The following is a 12,687-nucleotide window of genomic DNA, read 5'->3' on the forward strand; positions in this document are numbered from 1 at the left end:
GCTCTCGATTTTTCTTGCGCTCGGGGCCGCAACAGGCTTCCCGAACTCGTCCAGTGCGGACGATACCCATCCGAAGGCGGGACCGAGCGACGGGTCGACGGTGAAGGAGCATGTTCGCCGTGGTCGCAGAGCGCGCAAGGCCGGGCTGTGGACCGAGGCAACCGCTGAATACAAGGCAGCATTGGAGGCCGCGGACGCGGCGACCAGCACCGAGGTGGAGCGCGCGGAGCTCGCCGGTGAGCTCGGCCTTTGCGAGCTCGCGCTGCACAAGTACCGCGACGCGGCCGAGCACCTGGCCAGGAGCCTAGAACAGCGTGAAGCATTGCCCGAAGCGCTCCAACAGCGATTCGAGGCAGGGCAGCGCAAGTCAGCGCCGCACGTTGCGCGGCTCGTTCTCGGCGTCGATCCGCCCGACGCCGAGGTGCTCGTCGACGGCAAGCGCATCGGCCGGACCGCGCGGACCTACACGCTGTTCTTCGAGCCAGGCCAACACATGGTGCGGGGCCGTGCACCGGGCTGTAAGGACGCTCTTCATTACTTGCGCGCCGTGGCAGGCGCGGAGCACGAGTTCACGATGCCGTTGCTGTGTGCGGCGGCGAGCGGCACCAAGGAGTCGAGCAGCGCCAAGGGGACCACGACCGCGACGCCGACTCCGGTGCGCGCTTTGCCCGCTCCGCGCGCGCAGTCCCCCAGCCCGTGGGCCTCGTGGCCGGGGACGCTGCGTGTCGTGGGAATCTCGCTCGCGACGGGCACCGTATCGGCAGGCGCCATCCTCATGATCAGCGCCAGCAAGCTCGATCAGGACATGAGCGCGCGGCGTGACCAGCTCGAGAGCGACCCGAGATCGAGCTCGTCCATGTGCTGGCAAGCGCCAGATCGCTCGCCATGCGGCGAGTTGCGGCGCCTGCGCGACGCGCGCAACCTGTCCGACCGGGTGGGCACGGCCCTGGTCATCACGGGCGGTGTGATCGGTGCGGCCACCGCCGCGTCCTTCTTCACGGACTTCTCCTTCCTGGGACGCGCGCCAGCGCAGGATCGGGTCCAGATATCGCCCGTCGTGACCGGGCACGAGACGGGCGTGAGCATCGAGGGGGTGTGGTGACCATGCCGGGTACCGAGGGGATGCGGCCATGGGAAGACCGAAGAGCGTTGGCCGCCGCCGTTGCTGTCGTGGTCTGTGCGTGGGGAGCTAGCAGCATGCTGCTAGCTTGCACTTCGTACCGTGACGATTGCTGGGAAGTGATGGAGTGCGCCCCGGCGCCTGAGCCGACTTTCTGTGACGGCGACCCAGCGACGACAATGGCGCTGGACGAGTGCGGGGTGTTCGTCAGCGAGCAGGGCGACGACAACAGCGCCGGAACGAAGGACGCTCCGGTGAAGACCCTGCAACACGCGATTGGGCTCGCCGCGTATGGGCGAGGCCACGACGAGGAGCCGACCCGGCGCGTGTACGCGTGCGGAGGGGAGTTCGCGGAGACGATCACGCTGCCCTCGGGAGTCGACCTCTGGGGCGGGCGCCTGTGTGACGGCGGGGATTGGTCGTACGAGGGGTCATTCGGCGGGCCGGAGCACCCGACGATCATCGCTCCGCCGGGGGGGATCCCGCTGAGGGTGATCGCAGGCGAAAAAGAGGGCAAGACGTCAACGGTCTTCGGTGCGAGCGTCAAGGCGGCCGGCGCCTCGGCACCCGACGGCAAGTCGTCGATCGCGGTGATCTTGAGCGCGGGGGCCAGGGCGATCGTGCGGGAAAGCGTGATCGTCGCGGGCGACGGCAAGGACGGGGAGCCGGGGAAGGACGCGCCGAGCTTCCGCGCGAATGCCGGCATGGTGGGGAACGACGGTGCGAACGCCTGCACCACGGACTCCCCGACGGGCGCGCTGGCAGTCGTGACTGTGTGCGATGATGGCGTCGAGTCCACCGGAGGCTACGGGGGCGACGGTGGGCTCGAGTCGGGGAGCGATGGCGCTCCGGGGCAGCCGCGGCCCGCGGAGAATCCAGAAGGCAACGGCCTTGGAGGCACTGGCGCGGGGAGCGCGCGTTGCGGTGATGGCGAAAACGGGATGGACGGCCCTGACGCCGGTCGCGCGGACGGTGCTGTTGGCGCAGGCTACCTCACCGAAAACGGCTGGATGGGAATCCGCGGTGATGATGGAAAGAGGGGCGGCGTCGGTCAAGGAGGGGGCGGCGGTGGCGGCAGTAAATCGCGGGGAGCTATGGGGGCATGCCCAGCTGGCCGCCCGCAGGCCGGCGCTGGTGGCGGCTCCGGTGGCAGCGGCGGCTGCGGTGGCCTTGGGGGCAAAGGCGGTGGCTATGGCGGGTCGAGCATCGGCGTCGTTGCCCTTCCGGGAAGCGCGGTGACGCTCGAGGCGACTCGGGTGACGACGGGCAACGGTGGCAACGGCGGGGTCGGCGGCACAGGCCAACCGGGCGGAGGGGGCGCCGTCGGCCGCTATGGTGGAACGCCTCCTCCCGGCGTCAGTGAGATGTGGCCCGCGTGCAAGGGGGGCGCCGGAGGTAACGGCGGCCGTGGGGGCGACGCCGGCGGCGGCCTCGGCGGGTCGTCCTACGGCGTCGCTGCTCACAGCGCCTACGTGGGCATCGGGCCGGACACCCCTGTACAGCTTGGAAAACCTGGCGAGGGCGGCCTCGCAGGCAATGCAGCACCTGATGACGAGGTGGGGAGGGGCCAGAGGGGCGACTCCATGCCTTACCGTCAATTCGACGTGCCCAATCCCGCACCGCCCCGCTGATTGTGCCCCTCGCTACGACACGACATCGAGGAAGAACGATGCGAACCACAAGAGCGATCCATCTGTCCCCCGCGCTGCTGCTCGCGGTGGCCGGCTGCGGCACCGCGCCGGGCCCCAACGAGCCTGGCGGAGCGGCGTGCGACGGCACCTCGCCGTGTCAAGGCGAGCCGCCGCCGGAGTCGGTCTGCCTCGAGCGTCTCGCCGCCGATGTGTGGGAGGATGGATGCGGCGTGTTCGTGGGGGGCGTCTGGGGCAGCGGCGACGACGCGAACCCCGGCACGACCAAAGACAAGCCAGTGCGCACGCTGCAGCGCGGCGTGGAGCTCGCGCGTGCCGGCCGAGGGCGCGTCTTCGCGTGCGCTGACGGGTTCTTCGGGCCGCTAACGCTGCCTTCCGGCGTGGATCTCATCGGCGGCTTCGGTTGCGTGAGCTGGAAGCGCCAGGCCGACACACGCTCCCTGATTCAGATTTCGGACAAGGCGGACATCGTCCTGACCGTCGTGCCGGCGAGCGATGGCGACACGGGCGCCGCGGACGGGGTGTCGAGGATCGTCGACATGACTTTCACGGCGTGGGGGCCGATCACGATGCTTGTTCGCTCCAACACGGCCGTGGAGCTCATCCGGAGCGAGATACGCACCTCCTATGGATGGGCAGGCCACGATGGCGAGAAATGGGGCGGGCTAAACCATGCACCGCACGGACCGGATGGCGTGTACGGCGGCGATGCGTGCTCGGCAGACACCGTCCCCGGCGGCCCGGCGGTGATGAATCCGTGCGATGGCGGAATCCCGAGCGCCGGTGGCAAGGGAGGCGACGGGCGCGCCGACGGCGCTGGAGATGGGGAGGCCGGCGAGCCCGTACCCGAGCCGGACCCCGGCCACGATGGGCAGGGAGGACTTGGCAACCGGGCAGACGGTGGTTGCAGCGGCGGCTTCACCGGGAAGAACGGCATGTGGGGTACCGTCGGCGCCGCGGGTCAGGGCATCGGGCGTATCACCGCGACAGGATGGGAGGCCGGCTGGGCAGGCGACGGCGATAGGGGCATGCCGGGTCAAGGCGGCGGCGGGGGTGGTGGCCGTCGAGGCGGCCTCGCCGTGTGCGGCGTGGCCTCGAAGGGAGGCGCCGGCGGCGGCTCCGGAGGCGCCGGTGGCTGCGGTGGGCGAGGCGGTCGAGGGGGTGAGAACGGCCATCCGACGATCGGGATCGTCGCGCTCCACGCCAACCTGACGGTACGCGACACCGTGATCGAGACGCTCGCCGGGGGACCGGGTGGCGACGGCGGGCCACCCGAGCAAGGGGGCAAAGGCGGTCGAGGCGAACTGGGCGGCGCCGTGGGAGACGGCACCTGGTCCTGCAAGGGTGGCGACGGCGGCCTAGGGGGCGATGGCGGCTACGGCGGCCCCGGGCGCGGCGGCGACTCGATCGGCATCGCCTACCTCGACGAAGCTCAGCTCACGCTCGAGAGGGTGACCTATACTCTCGGACCGCCGGGAAAGGGCGGCGTGAGCTGGGATTGGTCTGGCGAAGAGATCACGGGGGAGGACGGCATCCAGGTCGAGACGCTGCGTTTCCCTGAATAGGATCACGACACCTCAGGCGAACCCTGGTGTGACAGGGCGCCGACGGTGGCACGCTCGGAGCTCCACGAGGGCGCCCGCGGACCTGCTGGTGGCGACGTGGACAGCCGCGCAGCGCCCCAGGAGCACGACGCCGAGACCTCGCTCGCGGAACTCGCCGGCGAGGGGCACGAGCTCAGCGGCGTCCGCCTCGACCCCGCGGCCGGTCCGCAGGCCGTGGCGCCGCGCACCCCCAAGCACACCTCTCCTGTTCGGCGACTGTCCGCGCATTGAGGACGGACAACCTGGCGCTCGGGGCGCGATCCACGGCCGAGCAATGTCCTAGCGCTCTGGTGAGGACGCTTGCTTCTGAAGAATGTGCGGGCGAGCGTGCGCGGGCGAGAAATTTCGCGGGGTGGAGGCAATGAGCATGATCGAGAGATCCAGATCGGCGCGACGGAGGGCGATCCTTGCGGCGGCCATCGGCGCGCTGATGTTCGGCGCCACGGGGGCAGGTTGTTTGTGGAAGTTCGGGGACGACACGTTCGGGAGCTTCTGCGCGGCGGCGGTGGGCGGCGAGGAGCACTGCGTGGGCGAGAATCAGGGGCCGGGCGCCGCGTGGGCCCAGGCCGAGAAGGACGGCGCGCTGCCCATTGAGGTGTGGGCCACCTGGCCGAACAACAAGACGCCGGAGGAGATCGTCGCGAGCGAAACCTCGCTCGGCGTCTGGTTCGGCCACATCGACGAGGCGATCGCGTACGTGCGCGACGACGCGAGGAACGCCGAGTCCCTGCGGGCGACGCTCGCGGGCAAGCTCGCGCGGCTGCTCGACGAGGCGAGGGACCGCCAGAGGGTGCTGCTCGCGGAGGCGCCGGTCGACGCGGCCGGCAACTTCACGGCGGCGATGCTCGATAAGGCCAGCGCGGAGAGAGAGCCGCTCGCCGCCACGCTCGCGGCCGACAGGCAGGCTATGGCGGCCGTGCAGGTGATCTTCGACCAGGCCCGGGACGAGGCCGCCCCGCTGCGATCGAAATACGCGGGCGTCGCGGCGCGCTTCGCCGCGTACCGCGCGACCGAGGCGGCGGAGACGGCGGCGTATGCGGCGCTCTCGGCGCAGGCGTCGCGGTCGGACATCGACGGCATCGACGGCGTGGAGCAGGCGGTGCTCGCGGCGGCGCGCGAGGCGAGCCGCTCGCCCGGCGAGCTCACCGCGGAGATCCTGAGCTGGTCGGCGACGCTCCAGGTCTTCGCGGCCTCCTTCGATGAGGCGATGGCGCCGCACAGGGAGCTGCTCGCCACGCACGGCGCGGTGCTGCCGGACATGACGTCGGGCGCGCTGCGCTCGCTGAACGCGATGCTGGGTTACGTGAAGGGTCGCGTCGCCCGGAGCGACGCGACCGCGTCGGCGCTGCTCGGCGGCATCGCGCTGCGCCGGCAGGCGCTCCGCGTGCTGCAGATGGACGAGGGGGCGCGCGAGGCCGTCGCAGGGGCGCGGACGCGCAAGGCGTCGGACGCCTTCGAGCAGCGTGCGCGCGCGCAGGTCGCGGCGCTCTCGGCGGCGCCGCCGGTGAGCGAGAAGCTCGGGCTGCCGCTCTTGGCCGAGCGGTGCGGCGAGCTCCTGGCGCTGGCGCAGCTGCGACCGCTCTGCGAGGCGGCGGGGTCGTCCTGGCGCGAGGCCGGTTGCACAGCGCTTCGGGGGCGGTTCGACGCCGCGGCGGCCGAGCTCAGCACAGGGGTGCCGCAGAAGATCGCGGCGGGCCTCGCAGCGCTGCGGGAGAAGGGGATGGGCGCGGCGGAGCTCGACGCGGCTCAGGCGAGGCTCGACGCGGGGGACGTGAAGGGCGCCGCGATCGCGTATGACGCCGCCGTGCGCGGCGCGGAGGGGACATGAGAGGCTCCAAGGACGTTGCGCTGCGCGGCCGGAGCGCCGCGGTGTTCCGGAGGCTCGTCGCGCTGGTCACGGCGCTGGCGGTGCTGGCGCCGTCGTTCGCGTGGGCCGGTACGCCGTACAGGCTGGACTGGGAGCGCACGGAGCTCAGCTCCTCGTGCGAAGGGGCGTTCCTCGTCGGACACAACTTCTTCAGCGTAAACGATACGCCGCTGACCACGTACGAGGTCCACGGCGCGCTGCTGGAGCTCCCCGACGGAACGCAGACGAACAGGGCGGAGACGGAGTTCGACTCGGTGCTGCTCCAGATGGGAGCGAACGACTTCCACTTCCATGTGAAGAACTCTGCCGGCGATGACTGGTGCACCGAGTCGCACGAGGTGGTGCATCTCGTCTCGGAGCCGCTCGGACTGAACAAGCCTCTCTTCAACGTGCGGCGCAGCGGGACGGCGTTCTTCGGCGACACGACGCTCGACCTGAGCCTCGCGGAGGTCAACCCGGCGCTGGCGCGCGACATCGAGATCCTGCTGGCCGAGATCGCCAAGGAGCGCGCGGCGCTCGTGGCGAACGCACGGGCGGTGGGCCTGCTGGCGGAGAAGATGGACCTGCTCCAGCAGCTCGATACCGAGCTCAAGGACCTGGTCGGCCGTCCGCTGGACGAGATCTCGCGGACCGACCTCGAAGCGATCCTGGACCGGTACAAGGACGCGGTCGCGCCGGAGACGCGCGCGGCGATGGAGCAGCTCGTCGACGACCTGAAGCAGAGCGTCAGCGACCTCGAGGACGAGCTCGCGCGGCTGATGGACGAGTTCGGCGCGCAGGCCGACGAGGTGGCGGACCTGGCGACGGAAGACGCGCGCGCCGAAGGCTGGGATCCGGACGACCCGCAAGCGTACGCGCTCGGGGAGAGCGAGGTGCCGTGGGTCGAGGTGCCGGACATCGCGGAGGTGGACGGCGCGTTCGACGAAGGGAGGGATCCCTACGCGGCGTACGCGGATGCGGTGCTCGCGGCGCTGGAGGCGGACGTGAGCGGCCGGGTGGTGGTCTTCCGGGCGGACTTCGTGGCGAACGTGCGGGCGTGGAGGTCCAACAGCGCGGCGCTGGAGATCGCGCTGCGCGACCGGATGGGCGTGTCGCTGGCGGAGACCAACGCGTTCCTGAAGGCGCAGAACCGGATCACCGGGTTCGTGCGGCAGTTCATGGATGCGTCGGACTGGTTCGAGGACTCGCCGATCCCGCCGGATCTGCGGGTGCAGGTGGACACGGTGCTGAAGCCACGGTTCGATGCGCTCGCGGACCAGATGAAGGACAACCTCAACCTGTGGACGGGGGGCGGGCTCGACCTGGAGCAGACGCAGCTCTACCAGACGATCAGCGCGTTCGCGGGGGCGATGTCGACGGTCGCCGAGGGCTTCGAGGCGTACGCGGAGGTGATGCAGACGCTGGTGCACGCGACGACGCGCATCGGGGTGGGGTTCGTGCCCGTGGTCGGGCCGACGCTCGACCTGTGCGAGGCGGTAACGGGCAAGGAGTGGTGTGTGCCGTCGGGGCGAGAGCTCAGCGATGAGGAGCGGATCTTCTCGGGGCTGGGCTTCGGGCTCGGGGCGGTCGGGCACATCTGGCACGGCGTTGCTGCCGCCGGCGCGCTACCGCCGCGTGGGATCCGGATCGCTGGAGAGATCTCAAAGGTAGATAAGGTCGTTGTCAAGGGGTTCGAGGTATGGAGGCTCCGCGGGTTCAAGACGCTGAAAGGGCACGTCACGGAAGCCGCATTCAACACCTTCGAGAAGGCGGCGATCAGCCACATGACCCACGAAGGGCGGGCGCTCCTCGGCGTCGGCGACGGCGGCGTGCGTAAGATGCTCGACCTTCCAGACGAGTCGCTCCCCGGCATGTCCGGTGGGAAGGCTCCTGACTTCGTGACGGTGTCCCGCGGGCAGAAGCTGATCGTGAGCGAAGTGAAAGGGGGCAACCCGGTTGAGCTAGACGATGTGTTCAAGCAGTTGTCGAACGGGATGGAGGGGCTACGGAACAAGGGGGTCGCGGGGGATGTCGAGCAGGTCGAGCTCATCATTACGCGCGGTGCGAAATTCAAGCCGAAAGATACCTATGCCGTCAAGGATGGGTACCTCTTCAACACGAAGACGCGCAAGAAGGTGACCCTGAAAGGATTCAATCACCCCATCAAGGTGACCCAGCTATGAGCGAATCAGGACCGTCGTTCTTCGCCTGGTGTGACGCGGCAGAGACGCTCGACGCGTTCCTGGCGGCGCTGCCGGCGCTCATGCATCCAGGGACTCGTATCAGCATGATGACGGACGATGGTCTATTCTACACGACCTCCATGGACGAGGCGGTTGCGATGATCCGCGCCGAGTTTGCCGCAGGTCCTTCCGCTGGAGCAGGCCTCGACGTCATGCTGACCGGCTCCAAACGTATCTTCGGCTGCAGCTGCCACTGTTACACCGAAGAGGCCGGCCGCGACATTTCGGCCGGCCTCATCCACATGACCACGTGCGACCAGCGTAGGTTTCTCTGCTCTTACCTCGAGCTCGCCTGGGGCAGGGGCCCGCGCTCGATCGAGGCCGAGGCCGCGGTCGCGTGGCACCTGCTCCGGGACGACCTCGAGGAGCTCCTGCTCCGCCTCTGCGCGCCGGACGCGAGCGGCCGCGTCCGCACCGGCGCGTGCACGAACGGGGGAGACTGGATCGCACCCGTCCGCATGTGCGCGACGTACAACGCGGACGCGCGGGACATCGCGCGCGATCTCGCCCTGTCGTGGCTACAGCGCCACGACAAGGAGATGGTATCGCGCAACGCGGGCCTGTCCCTGGAAGCGCTCCGCGTGCGGGTGGAAGCCGCGCCGGCTGGGGCGCGCGTCCCGCTCAAGGGCGGCAGCGAGCGCGCGCACGCGCTCTCCCGCGAGACCGTCCTCAAGGCGCTGGCAACGCCGCCCGCCACCCTGCTGGAGGCGCTCGAGGCCGCGGCGGCGCCCGACGACGCGTGGCGCGCCGCCGAGCCGCGCGCGAGAGAGATCCTGGCGCTGACGAGCCAGATCGCGGAAACGGGCGAAGGCCCGCCCACGTGGCCGGTGCACACGGACACGCGTGCCCACGTCCGCTTCCTCCGAAAGCACGCGCCTTTTCACGTGCGCCGCCTCGCGGGCGGCGGTGTGATCCTGGCGACCCACCCGTTCCGCTCGCTCTGGCCGCTCTGGGTCGACGCGCTCTTCTCGCTCGGCCTGATCCCTGACCCAGCAACCGCATGAGGGTGATCCAAGGATGAAACCAGGGCCGTATTTCTTCGCCTGGTGTGACGAGGCAGAGCGGGGCGACGCGTTCGCGGCGGCGTTGCCGGCTCTCGTTGCACGAGGGAGTTATATCAGCGTGAGGATGGGCTCCGACGTGGATCGCTCGGTGAACTTCGTGGACGAGGCGGTCGCGATGATCCGCGCCCACTTCGGACGCACCGACGCCGAGACCTACTTCGCCATGGAGCTCGACGACCGACGCACGTTCTATGGCCACTATCGCTGCTTCACGGGCAAGAGCGAACGTCTCAAGCCACGGGGCCCCATCCACATGGTCCCAGCCAGCGCGGCGGACATTCTCCCGCTGGAATTGTACCCCGCCCTGGGCAGCGGCCCGCGCTCCGTGGAGGCGGAAGCCGAGCTCGCGTGGCACATCGTGCTGGATGATCTTGAAGACCTGCTGCTCCGCCTCTGCGCGCCGGACGCGAGCAGGCGCGTCTCGACCGGCGGCTGCACGAGCGCGTGGACGTGGCTCGCGCCGGTCTCGATGTGCGCGACGTACCACGCGAACGCCGGCGACATCGCGCGCGATCTCGCCCTGTCGTGGGTCAGCCTCCACGACGGCGAAAGCGTCTCGCGGATCGCGGGCCTACCGGCGGAGGAGCTCCGCGCGCGGGTGGAAGCCGCGCCGGCCGGGGCGCGCGTGGTTCCGACGGACAAGAGCGGGCGCTCGATCCCGCTCTCCCGCGAGACCGTCCTCAAGGCGCTGGCCATGCCGTGCTCCGCCCTGATCGAGGCACTCATCGCCGCGGCGGACGTGCCCGACGAGGCGTGGCGCGCCGCGGAGCCGCGCGCCGAGGAGATCCACAACCTGACGGTGCAGGCCCGGGCGCGTGGTGAGGGGTTCACCCGCGGCGGCGGGTCCCTCACCTGGGTGGAATTGACGGGCGAGCACGTCTACTTCCTGGTGGATCACGCCCGGTTCCACGTCCGGCGCCTCCCGAACGGTGGCATCTTGCTGGCGACCCACCCCTACCGCACGCTCTGGCCGCTCTGGTCGGATGCCCTCTTCGCGCTCGGCCTGATGCCCTAACGATCCCGCCCAGCCGCCGCGGCGTGCCCGTCTCGCTCGCGCGCATCGATATGCTCCCTCGGGCGTGGCCGCGGCGACGGACGGTAGCATTGACGTCGCCGATACGTTCCACTACCGGGTGCACCGCCTGGGCACAGACGGGGTGATTGAGGTCCGTGGCCGGCACAGGCAATGAGGGGGATCGCGGCGACGGCGGGCCTGCGGTCGCCAAGCTCGACGTGCCGCGCCGGCTCGCGCTCGGGCCTGATGGCCGCCTGCGCATTGCCGAGCAGGGCGGCAATCGCGTGCGGCGGAGTACACCCGACGGGACGATCGCGACCGTGGCCGGTACCGGCGCGCCCGGGTACAGCGGGGACGGCGGCCCCGCCACGCTGGCCACGTCGACGAGCCCGTTCAGCATCGCGTTGGGCCCGCGTTGGGCCACGCCGGCGAGCGACCCGGCCTCGAATCAGACAGAACAGATTGAATTATTGATATTTCGTCCGCATCCGCCTCGACGTCTCAGAAATCCTGGCGGGATTGCTGACACGCGGCGCTAGCGCGCCCTGGTCGACGTCGCGCCGTCGCGCTCTCGCAGCTCGCCACGCGCGCGCATCGTCGCGCGCCACCGCGCGCGGAGGGCGCTCGGCTTCTCGGCGTAGCGCTCGTCGAGGAACCTGGCGCCTGTCACGCGGTCCGTGCGGAAGTGGCGGAAGTCCTGGCGGAGCTCGCACCACGCCGCGAGGAGCCGCGTCGAGTCGCGATAACCCACGATCACGGGCCACACGACGCGCTCGCTCTCGCGCCCCGTCTCGTCGCGGTAGCGGAGCGCGATCTTCGTGCCGGCGCGGATCGACGCCCGCACCTCGGCCAGGTCGAGCGCGTCGGGCGCCTGGTCTTCCCCGACCGGCACGCCCGTCGCCGGCTCGAACACGAAGGGCCGCAGCCGCTCGGGGACCGCCGCGGCGATCTTCGCGATGAGGTCCTTCGCCGCCCGCTGCAGGGCGACGTCCCCGCGGTGGGCGACCCACTGCGCGCCGAGGACCGCGACCTCGATCTCGTCGGGCGTCAGCATCAGCGGCGGCATGTCGAAGCCGCGATCGAGCACGTACCCCGTGCCGGCCTCGCCGCGGATCGGGACGCGCTGGGCCAGGAGGTCCGCGATGTCGCGGTACACGGTGCGCTTCGACGTCTCGAGCTCCTCGGCGAGCGCCGCCGCCGTGATCGGCGCCCGCTGCCGGCGCAGGATCTGCAGGATCTGGAACAGGCGATCGGCGCGTCGCACGGGGATGCTGACACCAGGTTGTCAGCAGGGCGGGGCTACATCAAGCGCAGTCCACGGCGCACCCACAACCGCTCGGAGATTGCCCATGATCACGCTCCACAGCTTCGGCCCCATGTTCGGCTTGCCGGAGGCCAGCCCCTACGTCACCAAGACCGAGGTCCAGCTCAAGCTGCTGGGCCTGCCCTACACGAAAGAGCGCGCGCGGCCCGATCAGTCGCCGAAGGGGCAGCTCCCCTTCATCGACGACGGCGGCGCGCGCATCGCCGACTCGCACTTCATCCGCGAGCACCTCGAGAAGAAGCACGGCAAGGATCTCGACGCCGGCCTCGACGCCCGGCAGCGCGCCGAGGCGTGGGCCGTCGAGCGCATGATCGAGCACCAGCTCGCCGCGGCCTCGGGCTGCGCGCGCTGGCTCATCCCGGAGAACTTCGCGAAGGGCCCGGCGAATTTCGTCAACGGCGCGCCGGAGGAGGCGCGCCCGAAGCTGCGCGAGGAGCTCCTCGCGCGCGTCCGCGAGAATTTCCGCGCGATGGGCATCGGGCGGCACTCGGACGCCGAGATCGTCGAGCTCGGCGCGCGCTCGCTCTCCGCGCTCTCCGCGCTGCTCGGGGACGAGCCGTACCTCTTCGGAGCGCGCCCGGCGGGCGTCGACGCGACGGCGTTCGCTGTGCTGGCGGGCCTCCTCACGCCGTTCTTCGACTCGCCGCTGCGGCGCAGGGCCGAGGGGTTCGCGAACCTCACCGCGTACACCGCGCGGCTCATGAAGGAGTTTTACCCGGATCACCCGTGGGAGGCGCCGCGGCCGGGCGCCTGAGCGGCGCCGCGCCGCCGCGCCGTCGTGGGGCGCGCGGCGGCGCTGCGGCCGATCGCGGACTGGCTGGC

At 70.6% G+C, this 12,687-nt stretch carries 10 protein-coding genes; 9 read left to right on the forward strand and 1 reads right to left on the reverse strand.

Going from position 1 to position 12,687, the window contains the following annotated elements; genetic code table 11:
* The first annotated feature begins 100 nt into the window (after positions 1 to 100).
* From WMF34_RS45305 to WMF34_RS45340, 8 genes are all read left to right on the forward strand, one after another.
* The gene (locus WMF34_RS45305; RefSeq protein WP_012241481.1) at positions 101 to 1,102 is read left to right on the forward strand and encodes a hypothetical protein; all 1,002 of its coding nucleotides are present in this window, start codon (positions 101 to 103) and stop codon (positions 1,100 to 1,102) included.
* A gap of 95 nt (positions 1,103 to 1,197) precedes the next feature.
* Positions 1,198 to 2,751, forward strand: coding sequence for a hypothetical protein (locus WMF34_RS45310; protein ID WP_012241482.1), 1,554 nt, complete (start codon positions 1,198 to 1,200; stop codon positions 2,749 to 2,751).
* A 38-nt stretch (positions 2,752 to 2,789) separates the two neighbouring features.
* The gene (locus WMF34_RS45315; RefSeq protein WP_437991712.1) at positions 2,790 to 4,334 is read left to right on the forward strand and encodes a hypothetical protein; all 1,545 of its coding nucleotides are present in this window, start codon (positions 2,790 to 2,792) and stop codon (positions 4,332 to 4,334) included.
* 406 nt (positions 4,335 to 4,740) lie between these two features.
* On the forward strand, positions 4,741 to 6,201 hold the full coding sequence (locus WMF34_RS45320) for a hypothetical protein (RefSeq protein WP_437991713.1): 1,461 nt from the start codon (positions 4,741 to 4,743) through the stop codon (positions 6,199 to 6,201).
* Positions 6,198 to 8,402: a hypothetical protein gene (locus WMF34_RS45325; RefSeq protein WP_437991714.1), complete on the forward strand. Its 2,205-nt coding sequence runs from the start codon at positions 6,198 to 6,200 to the stop codon at positions 8,400 to 8,402. Before WMF34_RS45320 ends, WMF34_RS45325 begins: the two co-directional genes overlap by 4 nt.
* Positions 8,399 to 9,466 (forward strand): hypothetical protein, encoded by a 1,068-nt coding sequence (locus WMF34_RS45330; protein WP_437991715.1) that lies wholly within the window; start codon positions 8,399 to 8,401, stop codon positions 9,464 to 9,466. Before WMF34_RS45325 ends, WMF34_RS45330 begins: the two co-directional genes overlap by 4 nt.
* A gap of 13 nt (positions 9,467 to 9,479) precedes the next feature.
* Complete coding sequence (locus WMF34_RS45335; RefSeq protein ID WP_012241487.1) at positions 9,480 to 10,541, forward strand: hypothetical protein; 1,062 nt, start codon at positions 9,480 to 9,482, stop codon at positions 10,539 to 10,541.
* A gap of 155 nt (positions 10,542 to 10,696) precedes the next feature.
* Positions 10,697 to 11,080 carry a hypothetical protein gene (locus WMF34_RS45340; RefSeq protein ID WP_437991716.1) on the forward strand — a complete coding sequence of 128 codons (384 nt, stop codon included), beginning with the start codon at positions 10,697 to 10,699 and terminating at the stop codon, positions 11,078 to 11,080.
* Here the strand turns inward: WMF34_RS45340 and WMF34_RS45345 are convergent.
* Entirely contained in the window at positions 11,077 to 11,805 is a 729-nt protein-coding gene (locus tag WMF34_RS45345; RefSeq protein ID WP_012241489.1) for a helix-turn-helix transcriptional regulator, read from the reverse strand. The genes WMF34_RS45340 and WMF34_RS45345 overlap by 4 nt on opposite strands.
* A gap of 85 nt (positions 11,806 to 11,890) precedes the next feature.
* Between WMF34_RS45345 and WMF34_RS45350 the strand changes: the two genes are divergently transcribed.
* Entirely contained in the window at positions 11,891 to 12,619 is a 729-nt protein-coding gene (locus WMF34_RS45350; RefSeq protein WP_012241490.1) for a glutathione S-transferase family protein, read from the forward strand.
* Positions 12,620 to 12,687 lie beyond the last annotated feature (68 nt).

Origin of the sequence: Sorangium sp. So ce145 (assembly GCF_051525985.1) — a bacterium.
GTDB classification, from domain to species: Bacteria; Myxococcota_A; Polyangia; order Polyangiales; family Polyangiaceae; genus Sorangium; species Sorangium cellulosum_B.